This is a genomic window from Idiomarina sp. D18 (assembly GCF_057748155.1).
On record NZ_CM173240.1, the window covers coordinates 1,369,097 to 1,385,979 of the forward strand.

Annotated in this window: 16 protein-coding genes; 1 reads left to right on the forward strand and 15 read right to left on the reverse strand. The window is 48.1% G+C overall.

Features of this window, described 5'->3' with window-relative positions; translation table 11 throughout:
• Window positions 1-4: 4 nt before the first annotated feature.
• From pyrG to rpoE, 15 genes are all read right to left on the reverse strand, one after another.
• A complete protein-coding gene (gene pyrG, locus AC3AP5_RS06605; protein WP_290613813.1) occupies window positions 5-1,642 on the reverse strand; it encodes a CTP synthase in 1,638 nt (545 codons plus the stop codon).
• A gap of 89 nt (window positions 1,643-1,731) precedes the next feature.
• A complete protein-coding gene (gene mazG / locus AC3AP5_RS06610) occupies window positions 1,732-2,511 on the reverse strand; it encodes a nucleoside triphosphate pyrophosphohydrolase (protein WP_006956065.1) in 780 nt (259 codons plus the stop codon).
• 5 nt (window positions 2,512-2,516) lie between these two features.
• On the reverse strand, window positions 2,517-4,688 hold the full coding sequence (gene relA, locus AC3AP5_RS06615) for a GTP diphosphokinase (RefSeq protein ID WP_487327290.1): 2,172 nt from the start codon (window positions 4,686-4,688) through the stop codon (window positions 2,517-2,519).
• A 4-nt stretch (window positions 4,689-4,692) separates the two neighbouring features.
• Window positions 4,693-6,033: a 23S rRNA (uracil(1939)-C(5))-methyltransferase RlmD gene (gene rlmD / locus AC3AP5_RS06620; protein ID WP_287831096.1), complete on the reverse strand. Its 1,341-nt coding sequence runs from the start codon at window positions 6,031-6,033 to the stop codon at window positions 4,693-4,695.
• A gap of 3 nt (window positions 6,034-6,036) precedes the next feature.
• Entirely contained in the window at window positions 6,037-6,420 is a 384-nt protein-coding gene (acpS, locus tag AC3AP5_RS06625) for a holo-ACP synthase (protein WP_287831099.1), read from the reverse strand.
• Window positions 6,420-7,148 (reverse strand): pyridoxine 5'-phosphate synthase, encoded by a 729-nt coding sequence (gene pdxJ / locus AC3AP5_RS06630; RefSeq protein ID WP_006956071.1) that lies wholly within the window; start codon window positions 7,146-7,148, stop codon window positions 6,420-6,422. Before pdxJ ends, acpS begins: the two co-directional genes overlap by 1 nt.
• Window positions 7,149-7,156: 8 nt before the next feature.
• A complete protein-coding gene (gene recO / locus AC3AP5_RS06635) occupies window positions 7,157-7,843 on the reverse strand; it encodes a DNA repair protein RecO (RefSeq protein ID WP_286681790.1) in 687 nt (228 codons plus the stop codon).
• A 6-nt stretch (window positions 7,844-7,849) separates the two neighbouring features.
• Entirely contained in the window at window positions 7,850-8,797 is a 948-nt protein-coding gene (era, locus tag AC3AP5_RS06640; RefSeq protein ID WP_416361496.1) for a GTPase Era, read from the reverse strand.
• Window positions 8,797-9,483, reverse strand: a complete 687-nt coding sequence (gene rnc, locus AC3AP5_RS06645) for a ribonuclease III (RefSeq protein ID WP_006956074.1) — start codon at window positions 9,481-9,483, stop codon at window positions 8,797-8,799. Before rnc ends, era begins: the two co-directional genes overlap by 1 nt.
• On the reverse strand, window positions 9,480-10,337 hold the full coding sequence (lepB, locus tag AC3AP5_RS06650; RefSeq protein ID WP_006956075.1) for a signal peptidase I: 858 nt from the start codon (window positions 10,335-10,337) through the stop codon (window positions 9,480-9,482). The genes rnc and lepB overlap by 4 nt, the downstream gene beginning before the upstream one ends.
• A gap of 33 nt (window positions 10,338-10,370) precedes the next feature.
• Window positions 10,371-12,182 carry a translation elongation factor 4 gene (lepA, locus tag AC3AP5_RS06655; RefSeq protein ID WP_286681789.1) on the reverse strand — a complete coding sequence of 604 codons (1,812 nt, stop codon included), beginning with the start codon at window positions 12,180-12,182 and terminating at the stop codon, window positions 10,371-10,373.
• 106 nt (window positions 12,183-12,288) lie between these two features.
• Window positions 12,289-12,729, reverse strand: a complete 441-nt coding sequence (locus tag AC3AP5_RS06660) for a SoxR reducing system RseC family protein (protein WP_006956077.1) — start codon at window positions 12,727-12,729, stop codon at window positions 12,289-12,291.
• A 3-nt stretch (window positions 12,730-12,732) separates the two neighbouring features.
• Window positions 12,733-13,698 (reverse strand): MucB/RseB C-terminal domain-containing protein, encoded by a 966-nt coding sequence (locus AC3AP5_RS06665; RefSeq protein ID WP_487327291.1) that lies wholly within the window; start codon window positions 13,696-13,698, stop codon window positions 12,733-12,735.
• 13 nt (window positions 13,699-13,711) lie between these two features.
• Window positions 13,712-14,386: a sigma-E factor negative regulatory protein gene (locus AC3AP5_RS06670; RefSeq protein ID WP_487326349.1), complete on the reverse strand. Its 675-nt coding sequence runs from the start codon at window positions 14,384-14,386 to the stop codon at window positions 13,712-13,714.
• 17 nt (window positions 14,387-14,403) lie between these two features.
• Window positions 14,404-14,982 (reverse strand): RNA polymerase sigma factor RpoE, encoded by a 579-nt coding sequence (rpoE, locus tag AC3AP5_RS06675; RefSeq protein WP_006956080.1) that lies wholly within the window; start codon window positions 14,980-14,982, stop codon window positions 14,404-14,406.
• Window positions 14,983-15,121: 139 nt separating this feature from the next.
• Between rpoE and nadB the strand changes: the two genes are divergently transcribed.
• Complete coding sequence (gene nadB / locus AC3AP5_RS06680; RefSeq protein ID WP_286681786.1) at window positions 15,122-16,726, forward strand: L-aspartate oxidase; 1,605 nt, start codon at window positions 15,122-15,124, stop codon at window positions 16,724-16,726.
• The last annotated feature ends 157 nt before the right edge of the window (window positions 16,727-16,883 follow it).

A 16,883-nucleotide genomic window follows, 5' to 3' on the forward strand; every position in this document is an offset into this window, starting at 1 on the left:
TTAATTAACCTAAACGCTCTTTATTAAACTGACCAGCGGCCTCGATAAAGCCTTTAAATAAGCCATGACCGTCGCGCGGTGTCGAAGTAAATTCAGGGTGAAATTGAACCGCAATAAACCAGCGGTGTTCAGGAATTTCAACCACTTCAACAAGACGTTTATCATGCGAGAAGCCTGAAAATTTCAATCCTGCTTTCTCTAACGCTTCGATGTAGTTATTGTTGACTTCGTAGCGATGGCGGTGACGTTCTTCGATCACTTCAGCACCGTACATCTTGCTTGCTTTCGAGCCTTTCTCTAAATGACATTCCTGTGCACCTAAACGCATCGTGCCACCTAAGTCAGAACTCTCATCGCGCAGCTCTTTTTGACCGTTGGCGTCCATCCATTCAGTAATCAAACCCACCACCGGTTGTTTACAATCCGGTTCAAACTCAGTGCTATTTGCGTCTTTCAGGCCAGCCACGTTACGTGCGTATTCGATAAGCGCGACTTGCATACCTAAGCAAATACCTAAATACGGAATATTATTTTCACGCGCATACTGCGCGGCTTTTAGCTTGCCATCGATACCCCGATCACCAAAACCACCAGGCACTAAAATAGCGTCGACATCAGCTAACTTACTGGTGCCTTTGGTTTCGATGTCTTGTGCATCAATATAGCGAATATTAACCGTAAGACGGTTTTTTAAACCTGCATGGGCAAGGGCTTCATTAACCGATTTATACGCATCCGGTAATTCAACATACTTACCAACAAAACCGACGGTCACTTCGCCGTTAGGATTCGATTCTTGATACAGTACTTGCTCCCATTCGCTCAAATCAGCCTCTGGGCAATCAAGACGGAAGCGATGTGTCACGATCTCATCGAGTCCTTGCGACTTCAGCATCGATGGGATCTTATAGATACTATCGACATCACGCAGACCAATGACCGCTTTCTCCTCAACATTGGTGAAAAGCGCGATTTTTGAACGCTCTGAAGGTGGCAGCGAACGATCCGAACGACAGACTAAAACATCCGGCTGAATACCAATCGAGCGTAGCTCTTTCACGGAGTGTTGCGTGGGCTTGGTTTTTACCTCGCCCGCAGCACCCAAGAAAGGCACTAACGTCAAATGCATAAACAAGGTGTGATCACGGCCGACTTCAGTGCCAAGTTGGCGAATCGCTTCTAAGAAAGGTTGTGATTCGATATCACCCACGGTGCCGCCGATTTCAATAATTGCGATATCCGAGCCTTTACCGCCTTCAATAATGCGACGTTTAATTTCATTGGTGATATGTGGGATGACCTGAATGGTCGCGCCGAGGAACTCACCTTTTCGCTCACGACGGATAATGTCCTCGTAAACGCGCCCCGCAGTAAAGTTATTATGACTGGTCATGCGGGTACGGATGAAACGCTCATAATGACCCAAATCGAGGTCTGTTTCTGCGCCATCGACGGTGACGAAAACTTCACCGTGTTGGATCGGGCTCATCGTGCCTGGATCGACGTTAATGTAAGGGTCGAGCTTTAGAATGGTGACATTCAGGCCCCGTGCTTCAAGAATCGCAGCCAGTGAAGCTGCAGCAATACCTTTCCCCAGCGAGGATACAACGCCGCCGGTTACGAAAATATAATTTGTCGCCATGTGTTACCCAGTTGGTCAGGTCAATGTAGGGATTTCTTAAGACGGGAAAATAGTATACCTAAGCGCACCCATTTCTACAAATAAAAGCATCACTTTTGCGCCGATTTTACCTCTTGCCAAAGTGCTTCAAGTTGGTCCAAACTCAGTTCGTCCGCCGCTTGTTTACGGGCGCTTAGCATCGCTTCAATCGCTTGAAAGCGCTGCACAAATTTATTGTTCGCTCTCTGAAGCGCACGTTCTGGGTTCACTTGCTTATGGCGAGCAAGGTTAATCACCGCAAATAATAAATCACCGATTTCTTCTTCCAGGTGGTCATCGTTTTCGGCAGTGCGAACCTCATCGATCTCTTCATAAACCTTTGCATAAATGGGTTCTTCTTCCGTCCAGTCGAAGCCGACAGAAGCCGCTCGCTTTTGAAGCTTAGCGGCTTTTAGCACACTCGGTAACTGACTCGGAATGTCTTTAAAGACAGTTTCTGCTTGCTGGCTTTTACGCTCTTGTTGCTTTATCGCTTCCCACTGCTGCTTTATCTCGGCATCGGATAAAGCACCGTCGGTTTGCTCGAACACATGAGGATGGCGGCGTATCAGTTTATCGGCAGTATGCTGAGCAATAGCCTCAAAATCAAAGCTTCCCTCTTCCTCACCAAGTTGCGCATAAAATACGACTTGAAACAGTAAGTCACCGAGTTCATCTTTCATCGCTGCGCGGTCGCCCCCATTGATCGCGTCGACCACCTCATAGGTTTCTTCGATGGTATAGGGTAGCAACGACTCAAAAGTTTGTTTGAGGTCCCACGGACAGCCGTGTTGTTTGTCGCGTAGCTGCTGCATAACCTGTTTGAGCGCCTCGATACCCACTGCTTGCATGATTATTAACTCCTTTGAACTTGTTCAATGCCGGGTAATTGGCGTAAATGCTGAATGATCTTTTGCAACGCCTGATTATTTTTAACCGCTAACTTCAGCCAAATGGTCGCCGACTGCGACTGCGCATCTGACTCACTATCCATTTGTAATACCGCTGCTTTTTCGTTGGCCAGAACACTGGTGATATCATGCAATAAGCCATTTCTATCCAACGCTGAAATACGAACCGACGCGCGATACTCCTTCTGCGTACGAGCAGACCAAGACACTTCAATCCCCCGTTCAGGGTGCTGTGAAAGTAGGTGCTGTAATTGATCGCAGTCTTGCCGATGAACCGAAACGCCACGCCCTTGGGTTATAAATCCACGAATCGGTTCGCCGGGGATCGGTTGGCAACAGCGTGCAAACTGCATCATTAAGTTACCAATCCCTTCAATAGTCACTTCGGAGGTACCACCGACGGGCTTAGTTTGCTGTGCGGTTCGCTTTTTAATCCGAGCGAGCTTCTGCTCTTCCGTCGGTGCCGGCTTAATAAAGTTGACCACTTGATGAAGTCTAATATCGCCTGCGCCAATAGCGGCTAGCAGATCATCTAACTGGCTCACATTAAAGCGTTCAAGCGCTTTAGTGGCAGCATTTAAACTCAAACCGTACTTGCTTAGCTCTTGCTCGAGCAGTTCTTTACCGGCTTGTAAATTCTTATCGCGATCCTGCTTTTTAAAGTAAGTATGTACTTTACTGCGCGCGCGTGAAGAATGCAGATAGCCCATTTGCGGATTTAACCAATCACGACGTGGTTGCGCACTTTTCTGAGTCAGTATTTCAACTTTGTCACCGTTTTGCAGTTGGTAGGTGAAAGGTACGATGCGGCCATCAATTTTCGCGCCGACACAGCGGTGACCGACCTGACTATGGATATAATAGGCAAAATCCAAGGGTGTAGAGCCTGCGGGAAGGTCAATGACCTCACCTTTCGGCGTGAACACATAGACCCGATCTTCAAATACCTGGGAACGTATCTCTTCGACTAACGAGTCGCTCCCAGCCATGTCTTCATGCCAAGCCAGTAGCTTACGCAGCCATGCGATCTTTTCTTCGAAACCATGCCGTTTAGCTGCTTGCGCGCCTTCCTTATACATCCAGTGCGCGGCAACTCCGAGTTCTGCATCATCGTGCATTTCATGGCTACGAATTTGAATTTCGACATTTTTGTTGTCGGGGCCGACCACCACCGTATGGATCGATTGGTAGCCATTCGGCTTTGGCGTTGCCACATAATCATCAAATTCTGAGGATAAATGGCGCCAACGTGAGTGCACAACGCCTAAAGCGGCGTAACAGTCTTTCAACGAATGCGTCAAAATTCGTACAGCGCGAATATCAAATAACTGCTCGAAGCTAAGATGCTTTTTCTGCATTTTGCGCCAAATCGAAAAAATGTGCTTGGGACGACCGTAAACGTCAGCGATGATGCCCTGCTCCTGCAACGAATGTTGCAAGTCCTCGACAAAGTCATGGATATAACTTTCTCGATCTAAACGCCGCTCATCTAGCTGCTGTGCGATGCTTTTGTAGGTTTTGGGATGCAGGTAGCGAAAGGCGATATCTTCCAATTCCCATTTGAGCTGTCCAATACCCAAACGATTGGCTAATGGCGCGTATATTTCTGCGCACTCCTTAGCCGCTAATACACGCGTTTCCTCATCGGCATTTTTCACCTCGCGCAGAAAGCAGATGCGCTCGGCAAGCTTAATAAGCACCGCGCGAACATCTTCAACCATAGACAACAGCATGCGCCGCACGTTATCAATTTGCGCGCCATCAGGTTGGCCATGTTGAAAGGACTGTAACTCAGAAATATTCTGCATTTGCTGGACGTTGCGCAGTAACACTTGCAACGAACGTTCGATCGGCAAGTCGTCAATATCTAGCATCACCTTATCGACCAGCGGAGCGTACAATGCTGCAAGCAACGACTCAGTATCAAGATTGAGTGGAGCCAAAATCTCCACCATCTCTTTGCCTTTGAGTAAGGCATCAGCGTGGTCCGAATAGCGCTTGGCGAGCATGTTCGCGGTTTCTTCCAGTGTGCTGACATCTTTGACACTGACTAACCAGTGTTGTGCCGCGTCCTGATACTGCGGATCATCAACATGTGTACTGCGAACATGGACCATGACTTTATACTACCTTTTTGAAGCTCACCATTGTTTCAATGTGATGCGTTTGTACAAACATGTCAACTAAACTGATATGCGTAATCTCATAGCCGTTATCCAATAACCAACGACTATCGCGGGCCAGTGTATCCGGCGAGCAAGAAACGTACACAATTTGCACAGGTTGTTTATCTGCTTCGAGTTGTGCGATGCCCTGACAGACCTTTTCGGCACCGGCCCGTGCCGGATCAAGAAGAACACGTTGAAAGCCCTTTTTGAGTAAACGACTCACTTGATCAGTACTGAGGTCAAAAGTCTGTGCGTGAACATTACTGAGATCTGCAGCCGCCGCGTTAGCAGCCAATTGCGTGGTCATTGCTGATACACCTTCGACTGCGGTCACCGATTTTACACGCCGTGCGAGCGGCAAAGTAAAATTACCAATGCCCGCGAACAGATCAAGGATTTCATCCTCGGCTTGTGGTGCCAACCAATTCAGTGCCTGCTTGACCATTTGCTGATTAACTTTCGCGTTCACCTGTATAAAGTTCCCAGGCATGAATACCAGTCGATCGCCATCAATGGTCTCATCGAAGCAGACTACGTCCTCCGCCAATGAAGTAATTTGCTGACCATCATCGAGCCAAAGCGTACACTGACTGTGACTCGAAAAGGCTATGAGGCACTTTTCTTGCTCCGAACTTAAAGACTGAGTGATACGCAGACACAGGTGTACATCGCGCGCTTTGATCAACTCGATATGACCCAACTTAGGGCCTATTTGAGCTTCGTAAAGTACTGACCGAAGATCATCAAGCACACGATTAAGAGCGCTATCTAAAACCGCGCACTGCGGAATATCAACAATATGTTTGCTTGAGCGCGCCCGAAAACCTAACCGCATCGGCTCTGCAGTGTTGCGTTGATAAATCGCCAAGCGTGCCTTTCGACGATATTGCCAATCATCGGCGATTAACGTCTCATGCCAAGGTAACTCGTCTCGCACACCTGCCATTTTAGCGAACAATTCAGTGACTACCTGCTGTTTATGACGCCGCTGGTGTGTCTCATTAATATGCTGTAAATCGCATCCACCACAGTCTTCATAGTAGGGACATGGCGCCTGACGCCTCTCCTCGGAAGCGTTTTGGCGTGCAAGCAATTCGGTATTTTGTTGTCCGGTCACCTTAAATTGAGCCGTCTCGCCCGGTAGCACTTGTGGAACAAAATAAACCCGATTTTTGCCCTGCTTTGATAGCCTAACCACACCGCGTCCCTGGTGGTCGAGCGCATCTGCAGTACCTGTTAATACATAATTCGATGTGGATTTTTTGCGGCCTTTGGGCTTAAAAAACTGCGCCATTGTTTAACTACTCGTTTCTAAAATCACTGTTGCGATAGCGAACCCACTATCATCACTAATGCTCAAGTGTGCATGGGCGATGCCGTATTGCTCACACCACTGCAGAGCTTGCTGATAAAATACCCACTCGGGTCGCCCCAGCGCATTATTGCGGACTTCCATATGTTGAAACGAAAGCCCTTGCGCAATGCCCGTACCAAATGCTTTGGCGCACGCTTCTTTTGCTGCGAATCGTTTAGCTAAGTAATCCGCTGGAGCACGGTGCTGCGCCCAAATGTCTTGTTCATATTCGGTTAATACGCGTCTCACCAGGCCATTGCCGCGCGCCAGCGATGTCTCCACACGCGCAATAGCAATCATATCAGTGCCCATGCCAAATATCGCCATTAGCGAGCTCGCTCAAGAATTGCTTTCATGTCGCGTACAGCGCGATCTAGACCCACCAATACAGCGCGCGCAATAATTGAGTGGCCAATGTTTAACTCAACTACCTGCGGAATTTGCGCGATTTCAAGTGTATTGTGATAGTGCAGTCCATGACCCACATTGACCTGCAAGCCCTGTTTATCTGCATAAGTTGCGGCTTCTTTTAATAACTGAAACTCGTGTTCACGTTGCGCATGCGTTTCCGCCTCCGCGTATGCACCCGTATGTAGTTCGACAATAGGCGCACCACAAGCTTTTGCCGCATCAATTTGCGCATGGTTAGGGTCGATAAATAACGAGACTAAAATGCCGGCATCGGCAAGCTGCTTAACAGCTGCGGCTATACGTTGTTGTTGGCCCACGACATCCAACCCGCCCTCGGTTGTGAGCTCTTCGCGTTTCTCTGGAACTAAACAACTGTAAGTCGGCTGTGTATCAATCGCGATACCGATCATTTCGTCGGTGCACGCCATTTCTAAGTTCATAGGCACATTAAGCGTCTGCCGTAACATGGCTACATCGCGATCGGTGATGTGACGACGATCTTCGCGCAGGTGTATGGTAATTCCGTCAGCCCCCGCTTGCTCGGCAATGGCTGCCGCAGTCACCGGATCGGGGTAACTAACACCACGCGCGTTACGTACGGTGGCGACGTGATCAATATTGACACCTAAACGGATATTTTTCATCGTTTCTCCTAACGTTTAAATAAGGCGCGCGCACGTAACGGTTTATCGCCGATAAATGGCGCTAACGCATGTCGCATAATACGTTTTAAATTGTATCGTTGCGACTCGGTGAGTGGATCATTGAGCCAATCGCTTTGCCCCAATGCAATGGCTTCATCGCGGCTGATAGTGACACAATCGCTATGGTGATAATCCACGCTAAATCCGCTGTAACTACGAAAATAGAGTGTTTCGGGGAGTTCATTACGTTGCTCCAGTTGCGGCCACTCAAATACACTGCCAAGTTCATCCAGCAGCTGCCATTCAAACCAACGTAATGTTGTTTCGATAGGTTGTTTGTCAGCGAGCCGCTGTAATAGTTGGGGGTAGCATTCGAATAGACTCGGTACCGCAACGTGCTGCGGTAGCACGCGCTGTAATAGTTCGTTGATATAAAAACCACTATAGAGAAAGTCACTACGGAGTTCGTAGTTGTGGGACATCGCCTCAGCGTGAGTCAGCGTTTTTAACTCACCGCGCCCACCCCATTGCACGTTAAGGGGAATAAAAGGTTGTAACACACCTTTCCAACTTGAGGTTTTACGCTTAGCACCTTTGGCCAACAAGCGAACACGACCATCCTCCAGACTAAAGCAGTCTACAAGGAGGCTGGTCTCTTGGTAATCCCAGCGATGTAACACAAACGCTGGTTGCATCGTTCGCTAGTCCTCTCGATAACCTAAACTCTTCAGCGCGCGCTCGTCATCTGACCAACCTGACTTCACTTTCACCCAGAGCTTCAATAACACTTTGTTATTCAATAAACGTTCGAGATCTTTACGTGCCTCGGTGCCAATTGTTTTTAACTTTTGGCCCTTCTCACCGATGACCATACGCTTTTGCGCCTCGCGTTCGACCAAGATCAGGGCATGGATATGATGTGTGCCGCGTTCCGACTGCCCGAACTGTTCTATTTCAACGGTCGTTTCGTAAGGCAACTCTTCACCCGTAAACCGCATCAATTTTTCGCGAATAATCTCGGCGGTCATGAAGCGTACAGAACGGTCTGTCACATAGTCTTCTGGATAAAAATGGTAGCCGCTTTGCAAAAAGCCTTTCACGATATCGCGCAAGGGTTCTAGGTTATCGCCGGTTTTTGCTGAGACGGGAATAATCTCTTTAACGCTGAGCTGTTGGCTCAACCATTGTAGGTGCGGTAGCAACTTATTCTTGTCTTTAATTTGATCGACTTTATTAACGACCAGTACAATCGGTGTTTCAGTCTTTTTCAGCTTTTCCAAAACCATGACGTCATCGTCATTCCAGCGCGTATTTTCGACCACAAACAAAATCAAGTCGACGTCTTTGAGCGCTGATGATGCGGTTTGATTCATTACACGGTTAATCGCCCGAGGTTCTTCGAGGTGCATCCCTGGCGTATCAACATAAACCGTTTGATAATCACCCTCGGTATCTACACCTAAAATACGGTGACGCGTTGTCTGTGGTTTGTTCGAGGTAATACTGACCTTTTGACCCAGTATACGGTTCAGCATGGTCGATTTACCGACATTGGGTCGACCAACAATGGCGACAAAGCCGCACTGTTTATTTTCATCAATTTGCCCAGCGCCACCTAAGGCATTGTTGAGCATATCATCTAAATTCATCAAGATACCTGTAACTGTTCTAATGCGGACGTCGCCGCGGCTTGCTCAGCTTTTCTACGGCTGGTTCCCGTGCCTAACAGAGGTTCTGGGAGTCCTTCAATGGTGCAGGTCACGGTAAACTGCTGATTATGCGCCTGACCCTGCGTTGCCACTACATCATACTCAGGCAAAGGACGTTGACGTGCCTGCAACCATTCCTGTAAGCGCGTTTTCGGATCTTTTTGGCTGGCACCTGGCTTGATAGTTTCTAACTGTTCCTCAAACCATCCCAACACCACTTGCTTGACCGTATCCATATCGCTATCAAGAAAAATCGCGCCAATAATGGCTTCCATCGCATCAGCTAAAATCGACTCACGCCGATAGCCGCCACTTTTTAACTCGCCTTGACCAAGCGACAAATAGTCGCCTAAGCCTTTTTTCTTACCCAATCGCGCGAGCGACCGCCCACAAACAATAGCGGCACGCATACGACTCAAGTCGCCTTCTGCGACTTTCGGAAACCGACTAAATAACGCCTCGGCGATAACCACGCCAAGGATCGAGTCGCCTAAAAATTCAAGCCGCTCGTTATGATTTGCATGGGCGCTACGGTGTGTTAGCGCCTGCTTTAATAGACTTTGACGCTCAAATCGGTAGCCAATTATTTGTTCTAACTGAGTTAACGGTGGTTTTGGTAAACTCACTCAATACTCCCTAAACGTTCAAACCTTATTCCTGTGGGCACCCATTGCGGCAAAATACTCTCGCTGCTGCGATCCATTTCAAAACTCATCCACATAAATACCGCTTTACCTACTAAGTTCTCTTCGGGCACAAAGCCCCAATAGCGACTGTCCTCAGAGTTATCTCGATTGTCGCCCATAGCAAAGTAATGCCCCTCTGGCACCACGAACTCAGTAGGCTGTGTACCTGCTTGCTTAAAGTAATAAGGCACCCGCGGACTCACGCGTGAATCCAACAAGATCTGGTGCGTCACCGATCCCATATGTGCCTCATACGTTGTTAACGCGCTCCCTCCAGAATAATACACGGGCGCATCATCAACCATAACATTTTCTACACGAATGGCGTTGCAGTTTTCGTCGCCTTTGCACTTCGGCTCAATATAGAGGCTTTTATCACGATAAATAATGCGATCGCCGGGCAGGCCAATAATACGCTTTATATAATCAATACTCGGTTCAAGAGGATATTTGAACACCGCAATATCGCCGCGTTCGGGTTTACCCGTTTCGACGATTTCCTTTTGAAATAAGGGGTCATGCAAGCCATAGGCGTATTTCTCTACCAGAATGAAGTCACCTTTCAACAAGGTGGGCATCATCGAGCCGGAGGGTATTTGGAATGGTTCATACAAAAACGTACGCACCACTAAAATGATCGCGAGAATAGGAAAGACCGACTGGCCAAACTCAGTTACCGAATTCTGCGGCTCCCCTGCCGCCCGCTTCTTCTTCAACACCAGTGCATCAAATAACCACAAAGCACCGGCAATTAACGTCACCACGGTTAGGATAATCGAAAAATAGTTGGCCATCAGCCTGTTTCCCTTTTTGTTTTCTCTTTAGCGCTACTTGCCTACTTTTAAAACGGCTAAAAACGCTTCCTGCGGCACTTCTACGTTGCCGAGGTTCTTCATGCGCTTTTTGCCTTCTTTTTGTTTCTGTAATAATTTTTTCTTACGGCTAATATCACCGCCATAGCATTTTGCAGTTACGTTCTTACGCAACTGTTTAACCGTCGAACGTGCAATAACATGAGTCCCGATCGTAGCTTGGATGGCGATATCAAACTGCTGACGCGGAATCAATTCGCGCATTTTATCCACTAGCAAACGGCCCCGTGATTCGGCATGATCACGATGTACTATCAACGCCAACGCATCGACACGGTCACCGTTAATCAGAATATCGACACGCACCATATCCGCTGCTTGGAACTTCTTGAAGTGATAATCCAATGACGCATAACCACGGCTGGTCGACTTGAGGCGATCGAAAAAGTCCATCACCACTTCTGCCATCGGCATTTCGTAGGTCACGGCGACCTGCTTGCCATGATAATTCATTGCCGTTTGCAAACCACGCTTTTCAACGCATAAAGTAATGACGTTACCGACAAACTCCTGCGGCACTAAAATATTGGCTTCAACAATCGGCTCAAAAATCGTCTCGATATCATTAACGGGCGGTAAGTTGACCGGGTTGTCGACTTTTACAATATCACCCGACTTGGTTTCTACTTCGTAAACAACAGTCGGTGCGGTCGTAATCAAATCGATATCGTATTCACGTTCGAGTCGTTCTTGGATAATTTCCATATGCAACATACCCAAGAAACCACAGCGAAAGCCAAATCCTAACGCGGCGGAGTTCTCTGGCTCGTAGAATAACGACGCGTCATTTAACGATAACTTACCCAGTGCATCGCGGAAGGCTTCATAATCATCGGAGCTGATTGGGAACATTCCAGCATAAACCTGTGGTTTCACTTTTTTAAAGCCCGGAACCGGTGATTTAGCTGGGTTACGCGTGGTGGTCAAGGTATCTCCAACAGGCGCGCCCAGAATATCTTTAATACCCGCAATCACGAATCCAACCTCACCGGTATGAAGCACTCCTGTTTCATGCGGCTTAGGATTAAAAAAGCCAACTTTATCAATCTGATGCGACTGCCCCGTCGACATGACGGTCATCTTATCGCCAGCACGCAGAGTACCGTTTTTAACACGCACCAATGAGACAACGCCTTGATAGTTATCAAACCACGAGTCGATAATCAGAGCCTGTAGCGCTTCATCTTCATTGCCTTGGGGAGGAGGAATTTGTTTAACAATGCGCTCTAGCACTTCTTCAATGCCAATACCGGTTTTGGCCGAACATTGCACCGCATCGACGGCTTCGATGCCCACGATATCCTCAATCTCTTGCGCTACACCCATTGCATCGGCCTGTGGCAAGTCGATTTTGTTGAGTACAGGAACCACTTCGAGATCCATATCAATAGCGGTATAGCAGTTCGCCAATGTTTGCGCCTCTACACCTTGCGCCGCGTCAACCACCAACAACGCACCCTCACACCCGGCCAACGAACGTGACACTTCATAAGAAAAGTCGACGTGCCCTGGCGTATCAATGAAGTTTAATTGATAGGTCTCACCATCTTTTGCCGTGTAATGCAAAGTAACACTTTGCGCTTTAATCGTAATACCACGCTCACGTTCCAAGTCCATCGAGTCAAGTACTTGTTCCGCCATTTCGCGATCAGTTAGACCACCACAGTGTTGTATGAGTCGATCGGATAATGTCGACTTACCATGGTCAATATGCGCAATAATAGAAAAGTTTCTGATATTACTTTGCTTAAACGCCTTGTCCGGCATTGATACACCTCTACAAAAATCAGCGAGCTACTGTGGCTCGAAGCGAATTCAAAACTCGCCTGATCATACCGATGTTAGCGGCAAGACTAAAGATATTTATCGGTTTTCACAGGCTAGGCTGCGCGGGTGTGCTCACGACGAGCAACTGATTTACGCGCACATCACGAAGGCGGAACCACAAACGTAAAGCTAAAAAGCTCAAAGCAAAACCTGCAAATGAGAGCAGAATCGTGTAGCCCTCAGAGATCGAGGTGAAGGATGTTAACACGCTGGCAAGCAACAATAAGGTGAGAACGGGCAATCCGTAAAGTAACAACGCGAAGCGAGTCACTTGTTGTTCAGGAATCGACAACTCGACGTATTCACCTACCGTCACTGGAGACTGAGTTTTTACAACAAATGTTGAGTGTCGATCGGAGAACACTTTACTCAAAATACCTGCACCACACGTTGTATTCTGTTCGCACCCCGAACACGCACTCTTTAGCTGCGTCGAGACTGTTACTTTTTCACCATCAACCGCAACCACCTGCGCCAGTTCTTTCATTACTTATTGCACCTCTGCAACAATGCGTTTTGCTGTTTGAATGGGTATTTGCCCCACGACCGTAATTATCACATCATTGCGTGGCTCAGTATAGAGGTTTTGGCTTCCGACAACGCTCATAGCACCTGTTTGCTCGGCATCGCGAGGCGCAATATAAACCGAATACTCTGTCAGCCCATCGGTGAACAGATAATGATCGACAGGCGTATTATCAACAGCGAGTTGATGATGTTTCTGCTCGACAAGCTTAAATCCCTCTGGGTGCCATAATGGTCGAAGACTGCGCTGCATTTGTTGGCTATTTGTCGTTACTTGAATCAAAGGAGGCATCGACAACCGCTTCAACTCCTCAAGCAGAGGGCTAGGATCCTGTCGTAAAGCTAAGCTTGTCATCTGTACCTGTTCGACGGGAATACCGTCTTCGTTGATCATCATCACTTTAAGCGGCATGCCTGAGTCGCGATCCACCCAGACCGAGAAGCCAAAGCGATTATCATGTTTGCTGATCAGTCGAATGTGTTGCGCTTTTCTGTCGAGTACACGTGCGCCGCCCACAGCAACTACGCGATAATAACCCTGAATTTTTTCAAACTTTTCGCTAAAGGCAGGTGGGATCAGGTGATTAATTGAATTAGCGCGTAATGAATAATCTCTCGCTGCTGGATGAAAATGAGAAACCTTATCGCCAATACGCAGCGCCCTAAAGCCAGGGCCGTTCATTTGTACGATCAGCTCCAACTGTTCACCATTCGGCTCAACGGCGTGTAGCCAATGATAAGGTTCGATACGCTCGCCTAGCACGTAAACCAAAGAGGCTTCAAAGTTTTGTTCATTAAGCGCTGTCGACATAAAGTCGTACCAACGCTCGCCATCGCTTTGTGCGACTTGTTCTGCCTCTTGTTGTGCAAACGCTGGCGAAGCTGAAAGCAACACCAGCGTCAACGATACAAGCCAAACACCCGGTTTCATATCCATTCCTCAATTACTGCGGAGATTGCGGGTCCTGTTGATTGTTTGTCTCAGTAGTCTCTTCATTGTTAGCCGCTTCACTACTCAACATCATCAACTGTTGTTGATGATCAATCATATAAGATTGCGCTTGCCGACGCATAGACTGTTCGATCGCCTTTTGCGCTGAAGCAGACGGTGCAGCATTTGGACTGAAGCTGACCGGCTCTCGTGCTCCCATCGGATTAGTCAGAATCGATGGTTGTTGAACACCCGACGCATCCATCGGCGCTTGATACGTTTGTACCGTTACTAGCGCGACAGCTGCCACACCCGCGGCTACCGCAACTTTCGCTAACGGATTAAACCAGCGCAATGCAGCTTTGCGCGCTGCCGCTGAACGCGACGAAGTGTGCGCTTGCACCACGTTGTCGGAGTCTACCGCATTATTAGCAGATGGCATTGCATCGACTTCTGCTGCTACGGCAGCACTGATATCCAACGGACCGTTGTGATTAAGCTCGCCTTTCATGGCGCTCCTAATTACACCGTACCGATACCATCTATCGCTTTGCTCTGCATCTTCCAACTGCGCATCAAAGTCAGCTTGATCAAGCACATCAAGCTCGCTATCAAACAATGACGACCATGACTCATGGCGGTCCATTGCTGACTCCGAATTGTCGTTGGACAAATGGGCTTTAGACATAAAGATTCCTCTATCAATTACCGTTCTAGCAACGGTCTTAATTGGCTGTCAATGGCCTCTCGCGCCCTGAAGATACGCGAGCGTACGGTACCTATCGGGCAGTCCATTTCGACAGCGATTTCCTCGTACCCTAAGCCTTCAATCTCTCGTAAAGTGATAGCCCGCTTAAGGTCTTCTGGTAATTCATCTATAGCACGCAACACAACGGTTTGAATTTCATCCGTTAATAACTGATGCTCAGGACTCCCGGCATCCTTTAGTGCTCCGCTTCCTTCATAATACTCAGCATCTTCTGCATCAACATCCGATGCAGGCGGCTTGCGCCCTTGTGAAACCAAATGATTTTTCGCCGTGTTCACCGCGATTCTATAAAGCCACGTGTAAAATGCGCTCTCACCTCTAAATTTAGGTAGGGCACGATAGGCCTTTATAAACGCTTCTTGCGCCACATCAGCTACATCGCCTTGTTGTTTCACATAACGAGAGATCAAGCTCATGACTTTATGTTGGTATTTTTTTACCAACAAGTCGAATGCGCGGTTATCACCTTTTTGTACACGTTCGACCAGCTGTTGGTCCGTCATTTGTTCGCTCATCCGAGCCTTGTCTCCCTTGCTAATCACTACATAGCACTGGCGGCTCATGTATTCGTTAGGTCTGACCGCCGTGCTCGTAAAAAGTTCGCAAAAATTTTCAGTTTGCGTAAAATCGAGCAAAATCCTTAATGAGTACTTTATGGAACCTGCAGCAAATTATCAATCAGATGTTCTTGTCATTGGTTCAGGCGCCGCCGGTTTGACCACCGCTTTGCAGTTAGCAGACCACCATTCAGTGATTATTGTTAGTAAAGGACCACTGACCGAGGGCTCTACTTACTACGCTCAAGGAGGAATCGCGGCAGTGTTCGATGAATCCGATAGCATCGAAAGCCATGTCGAAGATACCCTCATTGCCGGCGCTGGTTTATGTGAGCGCGAAACCGTTGAGTTTACCACACGTCATGCGCGAGAAGCCTTACAATGGCTGATCGATGAGGGCGTGGGGTTTGATCAGGTCGAATCTAAAGCAGATGCGCCGACCTATCATCTTAACCAAGAGGGTGGTCATAGCCATCGACGTATACTGCATGCCGCCGATGCCACCGGCAAAGCCGTTCAGACAACGTTGCAAGGCAAGGTATTGGCACATCCCAACATCAAGGTATTAGAACGATTTAACGCCGTCGATTTGATAACGGGTCGGCGCTTACAGCGTGAGCTGGGTTGTTATGGGGCTTACTTATGGAATCGTAAGCTTGAGCGTGTTGAGACCGCCGCCGCGCGGTTTGTAGTGCTTGCTACAGGCGGTTCAAGCAAGGTGTATCAATACACCAGTAACCCTGATATCGCCAGTGGTGATGGCATTGCCATGGCATGGCGTGCAGGGTGCAGTGTAACTAACATGGAGTTCAATCAATTCCATCCGACCTGTCTTTATCATCCGAACGCGCAAAGCTTTTTATTAACCGAAGCGTTACGTGGCGAAGGCGCCGTGTTGCGACGCCCTGACGGCAGTCGATTTATGGATAGCTTTCACGAAAGTGCCGAATTAGCACCGCGTGATGTGGTTGCTCGAGCTATCGATTATGAGATGAAACGTTTAGGTGCTGACTGCATGTACCTGGATATCTCGCACAAAAGCGAAGCGTTTTTGCGTCAACATTTTCCAACGATCTTCGACAAGTGTCTTTCTCTTGGCATCGATATGAGTAAGCAGCCCATCCCGGTCGTGCCGGCTGCTCATTACACCTGTGGTGGTATTACGACTAACCTCAATGCGCAAACCGACCTCCCTCGACTGTACGCAGTAGGTGAAGTCGCCTACACAGGACTACATGGCGCAAATCGAATGGCGAGCAACTCACTATTAGAGTGTTTAGTTTTTGCCCGTGCTGCTGCGCGACATATTCTCGAACAAAGTCATGAAGCACCTATCATTGATCGGCTGCCGGCTTGGGACGAGAGTCAAGTCAGTGACTCCGATGAGGAGGTGGTGATACAACACAATTGGCACGAATTACGTTTGTTTATGTGGGACTATGTTGGCATCGTCAGGACCACTAAGCGACTAGAACGCGCCCTGCATCGGATACAGCTGCTACAGCAAGAAATACACGATTATTACAGTAACTTTAAGGTCAGTAATAATCTGTTAGAGTTGCGAAACTTAGTTCAAGTAGCCGAACTCATCGTGCACAGCGCACTTCAACGTAAAGAGAGTCGTGGGCTTCACTATACCTTAGACTACCCCGATCTTGATCCTCACGCTAAGCCAACTCGACTATTACCGCAACACCTATAGCTGGCAATTCAAACAACGCCGGAGCTGACACCACAGCGCCGGCGTTATCCGGCGACGATGGATACAAAAATAAAGACGTCGCCTTTTGCCAACGTTCGTATGAGGACGTAACTGAATAAGTAGCCAGCGATTTAAAACAAACCGCCATCTACATTTG

Coding starts and splice junctions, on each gene's coding strand:
- lepB (WP_006956075.1), bottom strand. CDS start 10,337: ATGGCCAACTATTTTTCGATTATCCTAACCGTGGTGACGTTAATTGCC.
- lepA (WP_286681789.1), bottom strand. CDS start 12,182: ATGCCGGACAAGGCGTTTAAGCAAAGTAATATCAGAAACTTTTCTATT.
- relA (WP_487327290.1), bottom strand. CDS start 4,688: ATGGTCCATGTTCGCAGTACACATGTTGATGATCCGCAGTATCAGGAC.
- pyrG (WP_290613813.1), bottom strand. CDS start 1,642: ATGGCGACAAATTATATTTTCGTAACCGGCGGCGTTGTATCCTCGCTG.
- acpS (WP_287831099.1), bottom strand. CDS start 6,420: ATGGCGATATTTGGCATGGGCACTGATATGATTGCTATTGCGCGTGTG.
- rlmD (WP_287831096.1), bottom strand. CDS start 6,033: ATGGCGCAGTTTTTTAAGCCCAAAGGCCGCAAAAAATCCACATCGAAT.
- AC3AP5_RS06665 (WP_487327291.1), bottom strand. CDS start 13,698: ATGAAACCGGGTGTTTGGCTTGTATCGTTGACGCTGGTGTTGCTTTCA.
- mazG (WP_006956065.1), bottom strand. CDS start 2,511: ATGCAAGCAGTGGGTATCGAGGCGCTCAAACAGGTTATGCAGCAGCTA.
- nadB (WP_286681786.1), top strand. CDS start 15,122: ATGGAACCTGCAGCAAATTATCAATCAGATGTTCTTGTCATTGGTTCA.
- rpoE (WP_006956080.1), bottom strand. CDS start 14,982: ATGAGCGAACAAATGACGGACCAACAGCTGGTCGAACGTGTACAAAAA.
- pdxJ (WP_006956071.1), bottom strand. CDS start 7,148: ATGAAAAATATCCGTTTAGGTGTCAATATTGATCACGTCGCCACCGTA.
- recO (WP_286681790.1), bottom strand. CDS start 7,843: ATGCAACCAGCGTTTGTGTTACATCGCTGGGATTACCAAGAGACCAGC.
- era (WP_416361496.1), bottom strand. CDS start 8,797: ATGAATTTAGATGATATGCTCAACAATGCCTTAGGTGGCGCTGGGCAA.
- AC3AP5_RS06670 (WP_487326349.1), bottom strand. CDS start 14,386: ATGTCTAAAGCCCATTTGTCCAACGACAATTCGGAGTCAGCAATGGAC.
- AC3AP5_RS06660 (WP_006956077.1), bottom strand. CDS start 12,729: ATGAAAGAACTGGCGCAGGTGGTTGCGGTTGATGGTGAAAAAGTAACA.